18 protein-coding genes are annotated in these 19,971 nt (G+C 64.2%); 13 read left to right on the forward strand and 5 right to left on the reverse strand.

Features of this window, described 5'->3' with window-relative positions; translation table 11 throughout:
* Positions 1-45 precede the first annotated feature (45 nt).
* Entirely contained in the window at positions 46-1,158 is a 1,113-nt protein-coding gene (gene recF, locus F3H87_RS15495; protein WP_149787268.1) for a DNA replication/repair protein RecF, read from the forward strand.
* A gap of 98 nt (positions 1,159-1,256) precedes the next feature.
* Positions 1,257-3,674: a DNA topoisomerase (ATP-hydrolyzing) subunit B gene (gyrB, locus tag F3H87_RS15500; protein WP_149787267.1), complete on the forward strand. Its 2,418-nt coding sequence runs from the start codon at positions 1,257-1,259 to the stop codon at positions 3,672-3,674.
* Positions 3,675-3,755: 81 nt separating this feature from the next.
* On the opposite strand, the gene F3H87_RS15505 is transcribed toward gyrB, so the two are convergent.
* Together F3H87_RS15505 and F3H87_RS15510 are read right to left on the reverse strand one after the other, a co-directional pair.
* Positions 3,756-4,157: a group I truncated hemoglobin gene (locus tag F3H87_RS15505; protein WP_149787266.1), complete on the reverse strand. Its 402-nt coding sequence runs from the start codon at positions 4,155-4,157 to the stop codon at positions 3,756-3,758.
* Between the two features lie 41 nt (positions 4,158-4,198).
* Complete coding sequence (locus F3H87_RS15510; protein ID WP_149787265.1) at positions 4,199-4,420, reverse strand: tautomerase family protein; 222 nt, start codon at positions 4,418-4,420, stop codon at positions 4,199-4,201.
* Positions 4,421-4,604: 184 nt separating this feature from the next.
* Here F3H87_RS15510 and F3H87_RS15515 point away from each other — a divergent pair, with 184 nt between their 5' ends.
* The 3 genes from F3H87_RS15515 (at position 4,605) to glpK (ending at position 8,582) form a co-directional block, all read left to right on the forward strand.
* Entirely contained in the window at positions 4,605-5,303 is a 699-nt protein-coding gene (locus tag F3H87_RS15515; RefSeq protein WP_149787264.1) for a winged helix-turn-helix transcriptional regulator, read from the forward strand.
* A gap of 177 nt (positions 5,304-5,480) precedes the next feature.
* A complete protein-coding gene (gene glpD, locus F3H87_RS15520; RefSeq protein ID WP_394852157.1) occupies positions 5,481-7,034 on the forward strand; it encodes a glycerol-3-phosphate dehydrogenase in 1,554 nt (517 codons plus the stop codon).
* Between the two features lie 63 nt (positions 7,035-7,097).
* Positions 7,098-8,582, forward strand: coding sequence for a glycerol kinase GlpK (gene glpK / locus F3H87_RS15525; RefSeq protein WP_149787262.1), 1,485 nt, complete (start codon positions 7,098-7,100; stop codon positions 8,580-8,582).
* On the opposite strand, the gene F3H87_RS15530 is transcribed toward glpK, so the two are convergent.
* The gene (locus F3H87_RS15530) at positions 8,583-9,407 is read right to left on the reverse strand and encodes an ABC transporter permease (RefSeq protein ID WP_149787261.1); all 825 of its coding nucleotides are present in this window, start codon (positions 9,405-9,407) and stop codon (positions 8,583-8,585) included.
* A 133-nt stretch (positions 9,408-9,540) separates the two neighbouring features.
* Between F3H87_RS15530 and cysQ the strand changes: the two genes are divergently transcribed.
* From cysQ to F3H87_RS15570, 8 genes are all read left to right on the forward strand, one after another.
* A complete protein-coding gene (gene cysQ / locus F3H87_RS15535; RefSeq protein WP_149787260.1) occupies positions 9,541-10,338 on the forward strand; it encodes a 3'(2'),5'-bisphosphate nucleotidase CysQ in 798 nt (265 codons plus the stop codon).
* The gene (locus F3H87_RS15540) at positions 10,335-11,135 is read left to right on the forward strand and encodes a 3-deoxy-manno-octulosonate cytidylyltransferase (protein WP_149787259.1); all 801 of its coding nucleotides are present in this window, start codon (positions 10,335-10,337) and stop codon (positions 11,133-11,135) included. The genes cysQ and F3H87_RS15540 overlap by 4 nt, the downstream gene beginning before the upstream one ends.
* Positions 11,132-12,358, forward strand: a complete 1,227-nt coding sequence (locus F3H87_RS15545) for a glycosyltransferase family 2 protein (protein WP_149787258.1) — start codon at positions 11,132-11,134, stop codon at positions 12,356-12,358. Before F3H87_RS15540 ends, F3H87_RS15545 begins: the two co-directional genes overlap by 4 nt.
* Positions 12,359-12,513: 155 nt before the next feature.
* Positions 12,514-13,407, forward strand: coding sequence for a UTP--glucose-1-phosphate uridylyltransferase GalU (galU, locus tag F3H87_RS15550; protein WP_149787257.1), 894 nt, complete (start codon positions 12,514-12,516; stop codon positions 13,405-13,407).
* A gap of 16 nt (positions 13,408-13,423) precedes the next feature.
* Entirely contained in the window at positions 13,424-14,665 is a 1,242-nt protein-coding gene (locus F3H87_RS15555) for a glycosyltransferase (protein ID WP_262974987.1), read from the forward strand.
* A 70-nt stretch (positions 14,666-14,735) separates the two neighbouring features.
* Positions 14,736-15,722 carry a glycosyltransferase family 2 protein gene (locus F3H87_RS15560; protein WP_188129158.1) on the forward strand — a complete coding sequence of 329 codons (987 nt, stop codon included), beginning with the start codon at positions 14,736-14,738 and terminating at the stop codon, positions 15,720-15,722.
* 16 nt (positions 15,723-15,738) lie between these two features.
* Positions 15,739-17,436 carry a DUF5927 domain-containing protein gene (locus tag F3H87_RS15565; protein WP_149787255.1) on the forward strand — a complete coding sequence of 566 codons (1,698 nt, stop codon included), beginning with the start codon at positions 15,739-15,741 and terminating at the stop codon, positions 17,434-17,436.
* A gap of 3 nt (positions 17,437-17,439) precedes the next feature.
* Entirely contained in the window at positions 17,440-18,867 is a 1,428-nt protein-coding gene (locus tag F3H87_RS15570) for a sulfotransferase domain-containing protein (RefSeq protein WP_149787254.1), read from the forward strand.
* Here the strand turns inward: F3H87_RS15570 and F3H87_RS15575 are convergent, their stop codons facing one another.
* Positions 18,868-19,332 (reverse strand): PTS sugar transporter subunit IIA, encoded by a 465-nt coding sequence (locus tag F3H87_RS15575; protein ID WP_149787253.1) that lies wholly within the window; start codon positions 19,330-19,332, stop codon positions 18,868-18,870.
* A gap of 50 nt (positions 19,333-19,382) precedes the next feature.
* On the reverse strand, positions 19,383-19,949 hold the full coding sequence (gene hpf, locus F3H87_RS15580; protein ID WP_149787252.1) for a ribosome hibernation-promoting factor, HPF/YfiA family: 567 nt from the start codon (positions 19,947-19,949) through the stop codon (positions 19,383-19,385).
* Between the last annotated feature and the right edge of the window lie 22 nt (positions 19,950-19,971).

Consider the following 19,971-nt stretch of genomic DNA (forward strand, 5'->3'; position numbering starts at 1 on the left):
GATGCCTTCGGCGAGAGTATTTGCGGAACAGTGAAGGACAGGGACATGGCTGGCCTGTATCTGTCCGAACTGACGCTGTCCCATTTCCGATCCCACCTGGGCGCGCGGCTGGCGCTCGATCCGCGGCCGGTGGCGATTTTCGGGCCGAACGGCGCGGGCAAGACCAATATGATCGAGGCGGTTTCGCTGTTTTCCCCCGGTCGCGGGCTGCGGCGATCCTCGGCCGGGGACATGGCCCGCCGCCCCGAGGCGCTGGGGTGGAAGATCACCGGCATCCTGCATTCCCTGCACCAGGTGCACGAGGTCGAGATATGGTCGGAACAGGGGGCCGCGCGGCAGGTTCGGATCGACGGCAAGGCGGCGACGCAACTGGCACTGGGCCGGATCGCGCGGGTGCTGTGGCTGGTGCCCAGCATGGACCGGCTGTGGATCGAAGGCGCCGAGGGACGGCGGCGGTTCCTGGACCGCATGACCATGAGCTTTACCCCCGACCATGCCGAGGCGGTGCTGGCCTATGAAAAGGCGATGCGCGAACGCAACCGCCTGCTGAAAGACCAGGTGCGCGACGGGCACTGGTATGTCGCGCTGGAACGCCAGATGGCAGAGGCCGGTGCGCAGATCCACGCCAACCGGCAGGCGGCGCTTGTGCAACTGGCCGAGGCGCAGGGCGCGGCGGAAACCGCCTTTCCCGCCGCTGAGCTGGAGTTGCAGCAATCCGAGGGCGCGATGCCCGAAATCGCCGGCGATCTGCGCGATGCCCTGTCCGAAGGCCGGTTCCGCGACCTTGCCGCCGGCCGCACGCTGGTCGGGCCGCACCGCACCGACCTTTACGGGGTTTACGCGGCCAAGGGCGTGCCCGCGCGCGATTGTTCGACGGGCGAACAGAAGGCGCTGCTCGTGTCGCTGATCCTGGCCAATGCCCGTGCGCTGGCCCGCGATTTCGGCGCGCCGCCGCTGTTGCTGCTGGACGAGGTCGCCGCGCATCTGGATGCAACGCGTCGTGCCGCGCTCTATGACGAGATCTGCGCACTGGGCGCGCAGGCCTGGATGACGGGCACGGGGCCGGAACTTTTCGCCGAACTGGGCGACCGGGCGCAGTATCTGGAGGTCACCGACGAGGCCGGCACATCGCGCACCGCGCAGACCGGCGGGGCGTGACCGGCGCCGGCACGCAGACGCCGCAAAATCTGGTGTATCTGCGTGACAATCCCCCCCACAACTCGTATAAATCGGCGCAAAGAACAAGGAAGTCATAAATGGCAGAAAACGCGCAGCCCCAGCAAGAATACGGCGCCGATTCCATCAAGGTTCTCAAGGGCCTGGAAGCGGTGCGCAAACGCCCGGGGATGTATATCGGCGACACCGATGACGGCTCCGGTCTGCATCACATGGTCTATGAGGTCGTCGATAACGGCATCGACGAGGCGCTGGCCGGCCATGCGGATTCCGTGCGCGTGAAGATTCACGCCGACAGCAGCGTTTCCGTGCGCGACAACGGGCGCGGCATCCCTGTGGATATCCACGAGGAAGAAGGCGTATCCGCGGCCGAGGTCATCATGACCCAGCTTCATGCCGGGGGGAAGTTCGACCAGAACTCCTACAAGGTGTCCGGGGGCCTGCATGGCGTGGGCGTTTCGGTGGTGAACGCGCTGTCCGACTGGCTGGAACTGCGCATCTGGCGCAAGGGAAAAGAGCATTTCGCAAAGTTCGAGCGTGGCGAGACCGCCGAGCATCTGCGCGTCGTGGGCGACTCGGACGGTGAGACGGGAACCGAGGTGCGGTTCCTTGCCTCGACCGACACGTTTTCCAACCTCGACTACAGTTTCGAGACGCTGGAAAAGCGCCTGCGTGAACTGGCCTTCCTGAACTCGGGCGTGCGTATCATTCTTGAGGACGAGCGCCCCGCGGAACCCCTGAAAACCGAGCTTTTCTACGATGGCGGGGTGCGCGAATTCGTCAAGTATCTTGACCGCTCCAAGACCCCGATGATGCCCGAACCCATCTTCATGGAAGGGGAGCGTGACGGCATCGGCGTCGAGGTCGCAATGTGGTGGAACGACAGCTACCACGAGACGGTCCTGCCCTTCACCAACAACATCCCGCAGCGCGATGGCGGCACCCACATGGCGGGGTTCCGGGGGGCGCTGACGCGGACGATCACGAAATACGCGCAGGAATCCGGCATCGCGAAAAAGGAAAAGGTGAACTTTACCGGCGACGACGCGCGCGAGGGCCTGACCTGCGTTCTTTCGGTCAAGGTGCCCGACCCGAAATTCAGCAGCCAGACCAAGGACAAGCTGGTCAGCTCCGAGGTGCGCCCGGCTGTGGAAAACCTTGTGAACGAAAAACTGGGCGAGTGGTTCGAAGAGCACCCGAACGAGGCCAGGATCATCGTGTCCAAGATCGTCGAGGCCGCGCTTGCGCGCGAGGCCGCGCGCAAGGCCCGTGAGCTGACCCGCCGCAAGACGGCGATGGACGTGAATTTCCTTGCCGGCAAGCTGAAGGATTGTTCGGAAAAGGATGCCTCGAAGACCGAATTGTTCCTGGTCGAGGGTGACAGCGCCGGCGGTTCGGCCCAGACCGGGCGCGACCGGCGCACGCAGGCGATCCTGCCCCTGCGCGGCAAGATCCTGAACGTGGAACGCGCGCGGTTCGACAAGATGCTCAGTTCGCAGGAGATCGGCAACCTTGTCATGGCGCTGGGCACGGGGATCGGGCGTGATGAGTTCGATATCTCGAAGCTGCGCTACCACAAGATCGTCATCATGACCGATGCCGACGTGGACGGCGCGCATATCCGCACGCTTTTGCTGACCTTCTTCTATCGCCAGATGCCCGAGCTGATCGAGGGCGGATACCTCTATATCGCGCAGCCGCCGCTCTACAAGGTGATGCGCGGCAAGTCCGAGGTGTATCTGAAAGACCAGACCGCGCTTGAGGATTACCTGATCGACCAGGGCACCGATGGCGCGGGCCTGCGGCTGAAATCGGGCGAAGAGATCACCGGCAACGATCTGGTGCGCGTGGTCGAAGAGGCCCGCCAGACCAAGCGGATTCTGGATGCGTTCCCAACGCATTACCCCCGCCACATCCTGGAACAGGCGGCGATTGCGGGCGCGTTCGAAACCGGCCGCGCCGATGCCGACCTGCAGGGCGTGGCCGACGATGTGGCGCGGCGTCTGGATCAGGTTGCGGTGGAATACGAACGGGGCTGGCAGGGCCGGATCACGCAGGATCACGGAATCCGCCTTGCCCGCGTCGTGCGCGGCGTCGAAGAGGTGCGCACGCTGGACGGCCAGGTTCTGCGCTCGGGCGAGGCGCGCAAGCTCGGGTCGATGTCGAAGGCGCTGCAGGCGGTCTATGCCGAGGTGGCGCATCTGCTGCGCAAGGAACGGATGCAGGAGATTCACGGCCCACTGGACCTGCTGGATGCGATCCTGAAAGAGGGCGAAAAGGGCCTGACGCTGCAGCGCTACAAGGGTCTGGGCGAAATGAACCCCGACCAGCTTTGGGAAACCACGCTGGACCCCGAGGCGCGCACCCTGCTGCAGGTCGAGGTCGACGACATGGCCGAGGCCGACGACCTGTTCACAAAGCTGATGGGCGATGTGGTCGAGCCACGGCGTGAGTTCATCCAGCAGAACGCGCTGAACGTCGAGAACCTCGATTTCTGATCGGGTGTAGCGAATGCGTGGCGCGCACCCGGATGCGCGCCACCGCTCAGGTTTGGTCCTGGCCGTTTTTGCGATCCGGCATCATTTGTGCACGATGTCCGGTTTCAGCGATCGAAGGATCGCGTGAACCTCTTCCCGGGTCTTCTCGTCATAGTTCAACGAGTCCATCGTCCCGAGGATGTCATCGGCCGCGGCGTCATATTCCGCAGCGTCGATATCCATGTCCCGATGCGCTTCGGCCATGTCGCGGCCCTGATACCTGTCGGGCCCGCCACTTCCGGCGGCGAAGAAATCGCAAGTGTGCTGCTTGATCTCCTCGACACGCTCGGGGCGGTCTTCATAGGGCAGAAACCGTGCCTTGATGGCCGGGTTCTGCATATGCGCCGCGACGGCGCCGTCGACGATCCGCCGGATTCCGGCAGCACCGCCAAGCCGTTCGAACAGCGTCACGTTGGTAAGGTTTTGCGCCAGCGATTGTTGCATCATGTCCTCCTGCGTCTGTCGTTGTGTCGTCTGGCGTCCTGTCAGGCGGGTTCGGATCGGGCCGCCGTGACATCGGCGGTGGTCATCGCCTTGCCGCCGATCGCCCATTCGCCGCTCGCGAACTCCCGGACCCTGACCCAGGTGACGCCGCGAAGGGCCTCGCCCTCGACGCGCACCATCGCTTCGGTCACGTCCCTGATCATCGCTTGTTTCTGGTTTTCGTCGAAGACGCCTTCGATCAGTTGAATGTCTACAAGGGGCATGGCGATACTCCTTTGGCTCCCTGTGTTTCGTTGCCATCGGTCTTTTCCGATGTGGGGACAGGCTGCCATTCCGGTTGCCGGTCCGGCCAGTTCAGGAAGTGAACCCGGGCGATACAGTATCTGAACTGGCCACAGGCGGCGCACGCATGGCAGGATGGGGCGACCTCGATGAAAGGAGGCCACAATGACCAATGCGAGCTACCAGCAGTTCTGTCCCGTTGCGATGGCGGCCGAAATCCTGTGCACGCGGTGGACTGTCGTGCTTCTGCGTGAGTTGATTGCCGGATCGACGCGGTTCAACGAATTGCGCCGGGGCGTGCCCCGGATGTCGCCGGCCCTTCTGTCCAAGCGGCTGGGAGAGCTGGAACAGGCCGGTATCGTCGAACGTGCGCGCGTGACCGGACGGCCCGAGATCGACGCCTACCGGCTGACGGACTCTGGCCGCGACGTTCAGGCGGTTGTCGAAGCCATCGGCATGTGGGGCCAGAAATGGGTCGAAACCGAGCCGTCGCTGGACAATCTGGATGTCGAATTGCTGATGTGGGACATGCGGCGCAACCTGAACACCCAACCCGTTCCGCCCGAACGGACGGTGATCGAATTCATGTATCCCGAGCTGCCGCACTCCCGGCGAAAATGGTGGTTGATCGTCGAACCGGACCGCACGGTCGATCTGTGCCATATCGACCCGGGCTTTGACGTCGATCTTTATGCAACGGTCGATCTGCGGACGATGACCGAGATCTGGATGGGCCTCAGAACCGTTGCGAACGCGGTCGACCGCAACAGGCTTTTGCTGGTCGGTCCCTCCACGTTGATCGACAACATGCAAAACTGGCTCGGTCTCAGCCCTTTTGCCAAACAGGAGAAACTGGCAAGTTGATCGTCGGCCGTTTTCGGGCTGACCGGGGTTTTGGTCTGATGGGGCGTCTTTTCCGATCTTGCGAAAGCGGCTGCGGCCCGTTTCGTTTTCCTGTCATATCGGCAGGTTACGGCGCGGCATGATTGACAAGACAGTGCGCTTTCCGGCGCAATCCGGGATATGGCAGAGATGACGGATATGGCCCCGACCGCGCCGGTCGACCTCCTCGTGATAGGGGGTGGCGTGAATGGCTGCGGTATCGCCCGCGATGCTGCTGGGCGCGGCCTGTCGGTGATGCTGGTCGAACAGGGCGATCTGGCACAGGCGACCTCGTCAGCGTCGACAAAGCTGTTTCATGGCGGGTTGCGATACCTGGAATATTTCGAGTTCCGCCTGGTGCGCGAGGCGCTGAAGGAACGCGAGGTGTTGCTGCGCAACATGCCCCATATCAGCTGGCCGATGCGTTTTGTCCTGCCACTGGCCCCCGACATGCGGTTCGACAGCGAAACCCCGGCGGGGCGCTTGCTGGCGCGGCTGATGCCCTGGCAAAGGGGGCGGCGGCCCGGCTGGATGATCCGGCTGGGGTTGTTCCTTTACGATCACATGGGCGGGCGGCGGCTTCTTCCGGCGACGCGGCGCTTGCGCTTGCGGGAGCAGAAAGAGGGGGCACCGCTCAGGCCGGCTTATCGCGCGGGGTTTGAATACTCGGACTGCTGGGTACAGGATTCGCGGCTTGTGGTTCTGAACGCGCGCGACGCGCAGGCGCGGGGTGCGCGGATTGCCACGCGGACACGGCTGGTTAATGCCATACGCGGTGCCGATACCTGGCGCTGCACGTTGCAGGACGCCCGCACCGGCGCGCTTTGCGAGGTCGAGGCGCGGGCGCTGGTCAACGCGGCCGGTCCCTGGGTGGCGCAGGTGATCCACGATGCGCTGGGGCAGATGACGGGCGAGCGTATCCGCCTTGTCCGGGGCAGCCATATCGTGACGAATCGCCTTTACGATCACGATAAAGCCTATTTCTTTCAGGGGCCTGACGGGCGGATCATCTTTGCCATTCCCTATGAGCAGGATTTTACGCTGATCGGCACCACGGATGTCGATCACCCCGATCCCGATACGCCACCCGTCTGCACCGAGGAGGAGCAGGCGTATCTTTGCGCCTTTGCCTCGCGCTATTTCCAGCGGCCGGTGACGCGGGACGATATCGTCTGGACCTATTCCGGCGTGCGTCCGCTGATGGATGACGGGCAGCCCTCGGCCAGCGCGGCGACGCGGGACTATACGCTCAGGTTGGATCGTGACGGTGCGCCGGTGCTGCATGTCTTCGGCGGCAAGATCACGACGTACCGCAAGCTGGCCGAGGCGGCGATCGAGGAACTCCGCGCGGTTTTGCCGGTAAACCGCGCGGTCTGGACGGCGGAGGCGCCGCTGCCGGGCGGCGATTTCCCGGTCGGGCAGGTGGCCGAAAGGATCGCGCGGCTGCAGGGCGACTACCCGTTCCTGACCCCCGGTCAGGCCGGGCGGCTTTTCCGCACCTACGGCACCGAGGCGTGGCAGGTGCTGGGCGATGCGAAGGGCGTTTCCGATCTCGGGCAGGATTTCGGGGCAGGGCTGAGCGCGGCCGAGGTCGACTGGCTTGTCGCCCGTGAATTCGCCCGGTCCGCCGAGGATATCCTGTGGCGGCGCACACGGCTGGGGTTGCACATGACCGGGAAGCAGGTTGCGCGGCTTGCGGCTTATCTGGCCTGACCGCTTGCCGATGCCGTGACTGCGCGGCACGATACGCCCGGGTATTGAAAGGGAGGCGCCGACATGACCCACATCCTTGCCATCGACCAGGGCACCACGTCATCGCGCGCGATGATCTTCGATGCAGCTTTACATCCGGTGGCAAGCGCGGGGCAGGAATTTCCGCAGCATTTTCCCGCCTCGGGCTGGGTCGAGCACGATCCGCGCGACCTGTGGACCAGCGTGGCCGGCAGCTGCCGCGCGGCCATCGAAAAGGCGGGGTTGCGGGCCGGGGATATTGCGGCCATCGGCATCACCAACCAGCGCGAAACCACGCTGATCTGGGATCGTGCGACCGGCAAGCCGATCCATAACGCGATCGTCTGGCAGGACCGCCGCACCGCCGATACATGCGCCGCGCTGCGCGAGGCGGGGCATGAGGCGGCGATCACACAGGCAACGGGGCTGCTGCTCGACCCATATTTCTCGGGCACCAAGATCAAGTGGATTCTGGATCATGTCGAGGGCGCGCGGACGCGGGCCAAGGCGGGGGAACTGGCCTTTGGCACGGTGGATACGTGGCTGATCTGGAACCTGACCGGCGGCGCGGTGCACGCCACGGATGCCACGAACGCCGCGCGCACGATGCTGTTCGACATCCGCACCGGCGAATGGAGCGACGAGATCTGCGCCCTGCTGGACATACCGCGCGCGATCCTGCCCGAGGTGTGCGACTGCGCGGCGGATTTCGGGCACGCCCGTGCCGATCTTTTCGGGGCGGAAATCCCGATCCTCGGCGTGGCGGGCGACCAGCAGGCGGCCACGATCGGGCAGGCCTGTTTCCGGCCCGGCATGATGAAATCCACCTATGGGACGGGGTGCTTTGCGCTGCTGAATACCGGCCCGGAGATGGTGCAATCGCAGAACCGGCTGCTGACCACCATCGCCTACCAGCTTGACGGGCAGCGGACCTATGCGCAGGAGGGGTCGATCTTTATCGCCGGGGCGGTGGTGCAATGGCTGCGCGACGGGTTGAAGATCATCCGGGAGGCCAGGGAAACCCAGCCGCTGGCCATGGCTGCCGATCCGGCGCAGGACGTGGTGATCGTGCCGGCCTTTACCGGGCTGGGCGCCCCCTATTGGCGGCCGGATACCCGTGGCGCGGTGTTCGGGCTGACACGAAACTCGGGCCCGGCCGAGTTTGCACGGGCGGCGCTGGAAAGCGTGGGTTTCCAGACCCGCGACCTGTGGGAGGCGATGCGCGCCGACTGGCAGGGCGCGGGCGACAGCGTGTTGCGGGTGGACGGGGGCATGTGCGCCTCGGACTGGACGATGCAGTTCCTGGCCGACATCCTGGGCGCGCCGGTGGACCGGGCCGAGGTGCAGGAAACCACCGCGCTGGGCGCGGCGTGGCTGGCGGGGATGCGGGCCGGTGTCTGCCCGGGGATGGAGGATTTCGCCGAAAGCTGGCGCTGCGAAAGGCGGTTCACGCCAGCGATGGAGGCGGGGGCACGCGATGCGCGTTACGGCAGGTGGCAAAAGGCTGTCGCGGCGGCGATGCAGGTGTGATCAGCGCCGCGCACCCCAGCTGAGTGAGGCGTGGCGGCGCGTATAGAACTCGCCCATCATGCCGATCATCAGCAGCACCAGCCCCACCCAAAGCGCGTATTCCCAGGACGTGTAACGCGGGAAATAGTTGATGAAGACATAGCCGCGCGACTGGTCGATGCAGTGGAAAAGCGGGTTCCAGTCGAACATCGCCAGCATATAGGCGGGCAGGGTGTTGGCCACGAACATCTTGCCCGACGCGATCATGTTGGCGCGCTGGTAGATCGTGGTGAAGATGCTGACGAAGGTGGGAAACCACGGCTTGATCGACAACAGCAGAACGCCCAGGCCAAGGCCGGTGAACCACGCGATCAGCACCATGCCGAAGGCCGAGGCGGGGTCCTGTATCTCGAACGGGGTGACTGCCACGTCATAGATGAACAGGATCACGAACAGCGACAGCACCTGGATGTAAAGCGTGGACAGCGCCGCCGCCAGGATCGAGATGATCGTGTTCATCGGCGCGTGTTTCATCATCGGAGAGGCTGGCCCTTCGGACCCGACGACCGCCCCCAGCGTCTTGGAATGCGTTATGTAGAGAAAGATGCCCGACATGATGTAGAGCAGGAAATCGCCGCGAAGCGCGGCGCTGCGCAATCCCAGAACCGAGAAGAGCACGTAGAAGGCCAGGACGAAGATTGCGACCTGCAGCATGTTCATGACCAGTGCCATCAGCGCATTGCCATGCGCCTTGCGCACGTTGCGCACGGTGCTGTGATACACCAGTTCGAATAACTGGACAGCCGAGCCGAGGCCGGACTGCCGGATGGGTCTTTGCTGAAACATGGCCTGACCGCTCTGCCGATGGGGGTATTCGTGACACGGAATTCTTGCCGTTCCGTTGGCGCCGGATCATAAGGGGACCAGCCCGTTTTGGCAATTCGCATCCGCATGGCGGTTGAAAACAGGAGAGATTGGTTTGGATTACGAAAAGCTGACCCGCGTGATGCGTCGTCTTGCGCTCGAGGCCGGAGATACGATCATGGCGATCTACGAGGCCGACGATTTCGAGGTAAAGGCGAAATCCGACGACAGCCCGGTGACCGAGGCGGACGAGGCGGCGGATGCGCTGATCTCGGCGGGTTTGCGGGCCGAATTTCCCGACGTGTTGCTGGTGACCGAGGAACAGGCGGCCTCGCATACGCAGAAGGCCGATACGTTCCTGATCGTCGATCCGCTGGACGGCACCAAGGAGTTCATCAAGCGGCGTGGCGATTTCACGGTGAACATCGCCTATGTCGAAAACGGCGTGCCGACGCGCGGCGTTGTCTATGCCCCGGCACGGGGGCGGATGTTCATCACGCTGGCGGATGGGTCTGCGGTGGAAGAGGACGGGCCGTTCGACAAGGCGCGGGTGGGAAACCTGCGTCCGATCCGGGTGAGCAATGCCGATAACGGCGCGCTGAACGTGGTGGCATCGAAATCGCACCGCGACCAGGCAACCGACGATTACATCGGCAAATATGCCGTGGCGGATACGAAATCGGCGGGCTCGTCGCTGAAATTCTGCCTTGTGGCGACGGGTGAGGCCGATCTTTACCCGCGCGTCGGGCGCACGATGGAATGGGATACGGCGGCGGGTCATGCGGTGCTGACCGGGGCGGGGGGCCGCGTGCTGCGGTTCGACGACCACAGCCCGCTGACCTATGGCAAGGACGGTTATGCCAACCCGTTCTTCATCGCCTGTGCGCCGGGCGTGGAGCTGAAACCGGCATGAGCGTGCTGATCGTCATCCCGGCGCGCTATGCCTCGACCCGCTATCCGGGCAAGCCGCTGGTCGGTCTGACCGGGGCCGGTGGCGACACCCGCAGCCTGATCGAACGAAGCTGGCGCGCGGCTTGTGGTGTGGCGGGTGTGGATCGCGTTGTCGTGGCGACCGACGACGATCGCATCCGCGACGCGGCCGAGGGGTTCGGTGCCGAGGTGGTGATGACCTCGACCGATTGCCAGAACGGCACCGAACGCTGCGCCGAGGCGCATGAGGCGCTGGGCGGCGGCTATGACATCGTGGTGAACCTGCAGGGCGACGCGCCGCTGACGCCAAGCTGGTTCGTCGAGGATCTGGTGCGGGGATTGCGCGACGATCCGGCCGCCGAGGTGGCGACGCCGGTTCTGCGCTGCGACGGCCGTGCGCTGAACGGTTTTCTGGATGACCGGAGGGCCGGGCGCGTCGGTGGCACCACGGCGGTTTTCGGCGCGGCGCGTCATGCGCTTTATTTCTCGAAAGAGGTGATACCCTACACCTCGGACCGCTATGCCGATGATGCGGAAACGCCGGTGTTCCACCATGTCGGTGTCTATGCCTACCGGCCGGATGCCCTGTCGGCCTATCCCGCGTGGGAGGCCGGGCCGCTTGAACGGCTGGAGGGTTTGGAGCAGTTGCGATTCCTGGAACGCGGGCGCGCGATCCTGTGTGTCGAGGTCGCCGCGCGCGGGCGGCAGTTCTGGGAACTGAACAACCCCGAGGACGTGCCCCGGATCGAGGCGATGATGGCCGAGATGGGGATGGAATGACCGCAGCGCGGGCCAGCGTCGTCATCGTCAGCCGGGGACGGCCCGACGCGTTGGTTCGCTGCCTGTCAGGCGTCGCGCGGTTGCGGAACGCCGAATACGAGGTGATCGTCGTGGCCGATCCCGATGGGATCGCGGCGGTCCGTGCGCTGCCCTTTGCCGGGCAGGTCAAGCTGGTGGCTTTCGACCGCGCCAATATATCGGAGGCGCGCAACCTCGGGATCGCCGAGGCGGCGGGGGATGTCGTTGCCTTCATCGACGACGATGCGGTGCCCGAACCGCGCTGGCTGGAGCATCTGTTGCGTCCGTTCGGGGATGCGCGGGTTGCTGCGGCAGGCGGGTTCGTGCGCGGGCGGAACGGGATTTCATTTCAGTGGAAGGCGCGGGTGGTGGATGCCACCGGACGGACCCACCCGGCGCAGGTGGACGAGGACAGGCCCACGATCCTGACCCCGCCGACGGGCCGTGCGGTCAAGACCGAGGGCACCAACATGGCGGTGCGGCGCGAGGTGCTGGCCGGGATGGGCGGGTTTGATCCGGCCTATCGGTTTTACCTGGATGAAACCGACCTAAACATGCGGCTGGCGCAGGCTGGTCACGCGACGGCCATCGTGCCGCTGGCGCAGGTGCATCACGCCTATGCGCCCAGTTCGCGGCGCACCGCCGGGCGTGCGGTGACCGACCTGCATGAAATCGGTGCCTCGCAGATGGTATTCCTGCGCAGGCATTGTTCCGATCAGTTGCTCTGGCCCGTGGTTCTGGACGACATGCGCAAGGAACAGCGCCGCCGCCTGTTGCGGCAGATGGTGGATGGGCTGGCCGAGCCGGGCGATGTCCGTCGTATTCTTGCGGGGTTCGATGCGGGTGTGGCCGACGGGCGGCAGCGCAGGCTGGCATCGTTGCCCGCCATTCCCGCATCTCCGCGCGGTTTTCGGCCCTTTTCCAGCCTCGCGACCGGGCCGGTCGAGGTATTGGCGGGCCGGATCTGGAGCCGCAAACGCCTGCGGGCCGAGGCTGCCCGGTGCGCGCATGAGGGGGCGACGGTATCGCTGTTCGTCTTTTCGCATACCGCGCTGTATCACTCGGTACGATTCCTGCCCGAAGGCATCTGGTTCCAGCGCGGCGGGCTTTGGGGGCGCAGCGACAGGGCCGATCCGGCCTGGAAATGGTGGCGGTTCGCACGCCGCCTTGAGCGGGAAATGGCGCGCAACGCGGGGCTGCGGTGACTAGGATGGTGTGATTTTTTTCCGCATCGGGTATGAATTTTGTGGTTTTTCCCCTCGATGCCCGGAAATTAACATGTTTTACCCATTTCCATGTGCAAGACTGCGCCCGAAAAGACCACGCGACAGAAAGTGGATCACGAGTTAGAGGTCAGGATATGAGAAAAAAACTTACCAAAGCCATCTTCCCGGTTGCGGGTCTGGGAACGCGGTTCCTCCCGGCGACGAAATCCGTCCCGAAAGAGATCATGACCCTGGTCGACCGCCCCCTGATCCAATACGCCATCGACGAGGCGCGGGCTGCCGGTATCAAGGAATTCATCTTTGTCACCTCGCGCGGCAAAGGCGCGCTTGAGGATTATTTCGACGAGGCGCCGCAACTCGAACAATCCCTGCGCAAATCGGGCAAGACCGAGCTGTTGGAGATCCTCAGAAACACCAACATGGAAAGCGGGGCCATCGCCTATATCCGCCAGCACAAGGCGTTGGGGCTCGGCCACGCAGTCTGGTGCGCGCGGCGGCTGATTGCGAACGAACCCTTCGCGGTGATCCTGCCCGATGACGTGATCGCGGCGGAAAAGCCCTGCCTTCAGCAGATGGTCGAGGCTTATGAGGAAACCGGCGGCAACGTGGTGGCCGCGATGGAGGTGCCGCAGGAAAAGGCCAGCGCCTACGGCATTCTCGACGTGAAAGAGGACATGGGATCGGTCGTGTCGGTCAATGGCATGGTGGAAAAGCCGCCGATGGGCGAAGCGCCGTCCAACCTGGCCGTGATCGGGCGCTACATCCTGACGCCGCATGTCCTGCAGAACCTCAACAAGATGAAATCCGGGGCAGGTGGGGAAATCCAGCTGACCGACGCCATCGCCGCCGAGATCGAGGCGGGGCGCGATGTCTTTGGCTATCGTTTCCGCGGCCAGCGATTCGATTGCGGATCGAAGGCGGGTTTCCTGCAGGCCACGGTATCCTTCGGCCTGTCGCGCCCGGAATTGCGCGACGAGCTGGCGCAATACCTGCGTGAAATCGTCTCGCTCGAGAAGGCCGCCGAGTAAGGCGGCGTTGCCTGCCGTGACTGACAGGGCCAATGCCCCACCGGCGGGGTTCCTGCTGGATCTGTCGCGGCTTGTCAGCCGGGCAGGCCGCACGCCCACCGGTGTGGACCGCGTGGAACGGGCCTATCTCGATCATTTCCTGGGGCTGGACGTGCCGCTGTTTGCGCTTGTGCGCACGGCTTACGGGTTTGCGCTGCTTGACCGGGCGGGGATGGCAGGGTTGCGCGACAGGCTGTCCGGCGCGCTGCCCTGGGGCGAGGCCGACCGGCTGTCGCGGATGCGGCGGGGCCTGTCCGCGCCACGGCAGAGGGCCGAGGCGGATGTGCGGCGGCTGGCGGTGGCGCGGTGCCTGCCCGCGCGGTTGACGCGGCTTTTGGCGCGCGCGGTGCCGCGGGGGGCGATCTATTTCAACATCGGCCACAGCAACCTGACCGATCGCGTATTGATCGCCGTCAGGCTGGGTGCGGACGCGCGTATCGCGGTTTTCGTGCATGACACGATCCCGCTGGATTTTCCGCAGTATCAGCGGGCGGGCGTCGCCGAACGGTTCGGCCCGATGCTGCGGCGCGTGCGGGCCAGGGCCGACTGGATCATCTGCAACTCGCACCAGACCGGGGGCGACCTGCACCACATCATGGGGCGATGGGGGCCCGTGCCGCCGATCGTCGTGGCGCATCTGGGGGTGGATCTGCCCGAACCGGCAGCGGCATGGCCGCACCCCGCCGGGTTCGATCCGGGGCGGCCGTATTTCGTGACGGTGGGCACGATCGAGCCGCGCAAGAACCACGGCTTTCTTCTGGACCTCTGGGCCGGGCTGCGGCGCGACGGTATCCGGCCGATGCCGCAGCTTGTGATCTGCGGCGCGCGCGGCTGGAACAACGAGGCGGTGTTTCACAGGCTCGACAGCGATCCGATGATCGGGCGCGACGTTTTCGAACTGCCGGGGCTGGACGACGCGGAACTGGCGGCGGCGCTGACCGGGGCGGCGGGGCTGTTGTTTCCCAGCCATGCCGAGGGTTATGGCCTGCCCGCCGCCGAGGCGGCGGCGCTGGGCGTGCCGGTTCTGTGCAACGATCTTGCGGTGTATCGGGAGATACTGGGCGATATTCCCGTTTACGCACAGGTCGGCGACATATATCCTTGGCAGCAAAGAATAATGGCCATGTTGGCCGGAGAACGGGCAGGATCCGGGGAAAGAGCGGTCGAAGTGCCGGGATGGGATGCGCATTTCAATACCGTCTTAAGCAGACTGGTATAGGCGCGACCGGGGACAGATCCCTCGGGCACGGGACGGGGATGACGATTTGGGCGCGTTGCAATCATACCGTTTGAGGCTCCAGCGGAAACGCTGGCTCATTCGCGCGTTTCGCAAGCGCCGCGAGCTGAAAACGGTGATCGACCGGACATCGCAGATCCGCCCCGGCGATATCCTGTTGTTCTCGACCCTGCGGAACGAACAGGTCCGCCTGCCGTTTTTCCTGAATTATTACCGCGAGATGGGGGTCAACCATTTCCTGATCGTCGATAACGCCAGCAGCGACGGATCGGTCGATTACCTGGCCGATCAGCCCGACGTATCGGTCTGGCAGAGTGCGCACAGCTACAGGCGGTCGCGTTTCGGGGTGGACTGGCTGAACTGGCTGCAACGCAAATATGCGCATGGGCATTGGGCGCTGGTGGTCGACCCGGACGAATTCCTGGTCTACCCGTTCTGCGACACACGCCCGATCCGGGCGCTGACCGACTGGCTGGACGCTTCGTCGATCAAGTCGTTCCCGGCGATGCTGCTGGACATGTATCCCAAGGGGCGGATCGACGAACAGCCCTATCGCGCGGGGCAGGACCCGCTTGAGATCGCAACCTGGTTCGATTCCGGGAATTACACGATTTCTAGGAACCGCCGCTTCGGCAACCTGTGGATACAGGGCGGGCCGCGGGCGCGGGTGTTTTTCCCCGAGATGCCGGAAAAGGCGCCGGCGCTGAACAAGATACCGCTGGTGAAATGGGACCGGCGCTATGCCTATGTCAGTTCGACCCACATGCTGCTGCCGCGCGGCCTGAACCTTGTCTACGACGAATGGGGCGGCGAAAAGGCCAGCGGGGTTCTGCTGCATACCAAGTTCCTGGATACCTTCACCGTCAAGGCCGCCGAGGAGCTGACGCGCAAGCAGCATTATGCCGCCAGTGTCGAATACAGGGCCTATGCCGAAAGGCTGACGGAAAACCCCGATCTGTGGTGCAAATGGTCTGAGAAATACATCAACTGGCGGCAGCTGGAGATCCTGGGCCTCATGTCCAAGGGAAACTGGGCATGAAGCGGGGCACGCGCGGATGAATGTCGGGATCGTCATGCTGGTGCATACCGCGCTGGGCCGGGCCGAGCAGGTGGCGCGACACTGGCACGCCGCCGGCTGCCCGGTGGTGATCCACGCTGACAGGAAGGTGCCGCGCAAGACCTATGACGCTTTCGTAAAGGCGCTGTCGGATCTGCCGAATGTCCGGTTCTCGCGTCGCCATCGTTGCGAATGGGGCACCTGGGGGATCGTTGCCGCATCGCAAAGCGCGTCCGAGCTGATGCTGGCCGAGTTTCCCGAGGTGCGCCATGTCTATCTGGCCTCGGGGTCGTGCCTGCCGTTGCGGCCGGTGCAGGAGCTGATCGACTACCTGGCTGACCGGCCGCGCACCGATTTCATCGAAAGCGCCACAACCGCCGACGTGCCCTGGACGGTGGGCGGGCTGGATCACGAACGGTTCACGCTGCGGTTTCCGTTCAGCTGGAAAAAGCACCGCCGGTTTTTCGACGGTTACGTGAAACTCCAGCGGCGGCTGCGGCTGCACCGCAAGATCCCCAGGGGAATCGTGCCGCATATGGGCAGCCAGTGGTGGTGCCTGACCCGCCAGACCCTGTCGGCGATCCTGCAAGACCCCGAGCGTGACACTTACGACGCCTATTTCTCGAAGGTCTGGATTCCCGACGAAAGCTATTTCCAGACGCTTGCGCGGCTTTACTCCACCAATATCGAAAGCCGGTCGCTGACCCTGTCGAAGTTCGATTTCCAGGGCAAGCCGCATATCTTCTACGACGATCACCTGCAGCTTTTGCGGCGGTCCGACTGCTTTGTCGCGCGCAAGATCTGGCCCCATGCCGGCCGCCTTTACGAGGCGTTCCTGACCGATCCGGCCGGCGCGATGAAACGGACCGAACCGAACCCGGGCAAGATCGACCGGATATTTGCCAAGGCCGTGGAAAAACGGACGCGCGGGCGGCCGGGCCTTTACATGCAAAGCCGCTTTCCCAACGAGGATTGGGAAAACGGCGTGACCTCGGGGCGTTACTCGGTGTTCTGCGGTTTCTCGGACCTGTTCGAGGATTTCGAGACATGGCTGACCAAGGCGACCGGCGCGCGTGTGCACGGCCATCTTTTCGCCCCCGGGCGCGTGGAATACGCGCAGCGGCAAACCATCATGAACGGCGCGTTGACGGACAATGCCTGCGCGCGCGACTACAATCCGCGGGCCTTTCTGACCAACCTGATCTGGAACACCCGTGGCGAACGCCAGTGTTTCCAGTTCGGGCCGGGCGACACCCAGGACATCAACTGGTTCATGGCCAAGGATTCGAACGCGCAGATCTCGGTCGTGTCCGGGGCGTGGGCGGTTCCGCTGTTCAAGTCGAACAGGAATTTCGCCGATATCCGAAGAACAGCGGCGGAGTTGCAGCGCGTTGAAAGCAAGTTCCTGGATGTATTGCGGTCGCCCTATGCCAAGGCGCGCACCCGCATCTGGACGATGGCCGAGTTCATCGAGGCCCCGATGGAACCGCTGCAATCCATCATCGACGAGATCGGCAACAAATCCCTGCGCCGCCTTGCCGAAGTGCCCAAGATGGAAGATCTGGCGGGGTTCGGGCAATTCCTGCAGAACCTCAAGAACCAGGGAATGCATCCCTATCTGATGGGCGATTTCCCGGTGACGCGCGACCTGGGCCCGCAGCAAAGCCGCCCGCGCAAACCCTATCTGGTCAAGTAAGCCATGCCGCAGCCCTTTGATTACTTCGTCGTTTTCGCCGAGATGCGGACGGGGTCGAATTTCCTGGAAACCAACCTGAACGCCTATGACGGGGTTACCTGCCATGGCGAGGCGTTCAACCCGCATTTCATCGGTTATCCGAACAGGACCGAGATCCTGGGGATCACGCAGGCGATGCGGGATGCCGATCCGCTGCGGCTGGTCACGACGATACGGGACGCGACCGGGGGGCTGGGCGGGTTCCGGTTCTTTCACGATCACGATCCGCGCGTGCTGGAGGCGGTGCTGGGCGATCCGCGCTGTGCCAAGATCATCCTGACGCGCAACCCCGCCGAAAGCTATGTCAGCTGGAAGATCGCGCAGGCCACCGGCCAGTGGAAGCTGACCGATGCCCGCCGCCGCAGGGACAGCCGCATTACCTTTGACCGGGACGAGTTCGAGACGCATCTGGATGCGTTGCAGGAGTTCCAGCTGCGGCTGCTGAACGCATTGCAGATCACCGGCCAGACGGCTTTCTATGTCGATTACGAGGATCTGCAGAGCGTCGAGGTGATGAACGGGCTGGCGCGCTGGCTGGGGATATCAGGGCAGCTGGAAACGCTGGATCAGAGCCTGAAAAAGCAAAATCCCGAACCGATGGCCGACAAGGTCAGGAATTTCGAGGCGATGGGCGAGGCGCTGGCGCGGCTGGACCGTTTCAACCTGAGCCGCACGCCGAATTTCGAACCGCGCCGCGGGGCGCAGGTGCCCAGTTTCGTCGCCGCGGCGCGGGCGCCGCTGCTTTACATGCCGGTCCGCTCGGGGCCCGAGGCGCAGGTGATGTCATGGCTTGCGGCGCTCGACGGGGTCGGGGTGGATGGGTTGCAGGCGAAATTCACCCAGAAAACCCTGCGCCAGTGGAAACGCGCCCTTCCCGGGCATCGCGGCTTTACCGTGCTGCGTCATCCGGTGGCGCGGGCGCATGACGTGTTCTGCCGGCGCATCCTGTCCACCGGGCCGGGCAGCTATGCCGAGATTCGCAAGACCTTGCGCAAGGCGTTCAAGCTGCCGATCCCGGGGCAGGAACCGGGGGCGGAATACGACCGCGCCGCGCATCGTGCGGCCTTCCTGGCGTTCCTGGAGTTTCTGAAGAAGAACCTGAACGGGCAGACCGGCATCCGCGTCGATGCGGGCTGGGCCAGCCAGGCGCAGGTGGTGCAGGGGTTTGCCGGTTTCGCGCTGCCCGACCTGATCCTGCGCGAGGCGGATATGGCCGAAACGCTGCCCGACCTCGCGCGGCGGGCCGGGTGCGATCCGGTGCCGGTGCCGGGGGCCGCGCCGGACGAGGCGCCCTTTGCGCTGCCCGAGATCTACGATGACGAGATCGAGGCGCTTGCCGCGCAGGTGTACCAGCGCGACTACGTCACCTTCGGTTTCGGGCGCTGGGCCTGATCAGGCGGCCTGCACCGTCTGCGCCTCGGTCAGGATGGTGTAAAGCGTCTGCGCATCCGCATTGGCCCGCAACTTCTTGCAGATCGACTGCTCGCGCAGGGTGCGCGATACCAGCGCCAGCGCCTTGAGGTGTTCGACACCGGCCTCTTCGGGGGCGAAAAGGCCGAATATGATGTCGACCGGCTGGCGGTCGACCGCGTCGAAATCGACGGGTTTCTCCAGCAGGATGAACACGCCGACCACCTCGTCGAGGTCACCGATGCGGGCATGGGGGAGGGCCACGCCGTGGCCCACCCCTGTCGGGCCGAGCGTTTCGCGTTCCATCAACGCCTCGACAGCGCGCGCGGAATCGATTCCGTATGCGCTGGCGGCAAGGTCGCCCAGATCGTGCAGAAGGCGTTTCTTGCTCGATGCCGAAGAAACGACCTTGACCGCCTCTGGCTTGAGGATCGTGGAAAGTTGCATGCTCGTCCTGTCTCTGGCGCGCGGCCGGATCGGGATGGCCGCGGTTTATATCAGTTCGGATCGATCCACCCGATATTACCGTCATCGCGGCGGTAGACCACGTTCAACCCGTCCTTGCCTTCGTTTCGGAACACCAGCACCGGCGCCCCCGCGAGTTCCATTTGCATCACCGCCTCGCCTACGGACAGGGACGGGACACGCGTTTCCATTTCGGCGATGATCATCGGCTGGAGCGTTTCGGGCTCTGATTCCGCGTCATCCTTGTCAGAGGCGAGGATATACGAGGACACGCCGATGAGTTCAACAGGTTCGGACCGCTCGCGGTGGTGATCCTTGAGCCGCCGCTTGTAGCGGCGAAGCTGCTTGTCCATCTTTTCGTTGCAACCATCGAAGGCTGCATAGATTTCGGTGGCGTGGGCCTTGGCCTGCGCCGTCAGGCCGGTGGAAAGATGCACTGTCGCCTCGCACACGAATTCGTGCCCCGATTTCGAGAAAGTCACATTCGCATCGGTCGGGCGCCCGGCATATTTTTCGACCGTACTGCCCAGTTCGGTCTTCACATGGGTCTGAAGGGCCTCGCCAATGTCGATCTGCTTACCGGTGATCTGATAGAGCATCTTGTCTCCTTTACGTGACAAA

Source organism: Lutimaribacter pacificus (assembly GCF_900142185.1).
Classification (GTDB): Bacteria; Pseudomonadota; Alphaproteobacteria; order Rhodobacterales; family Rhodobacteraceae; genus Lutimaribacter; species Lutimaribacter pacificus.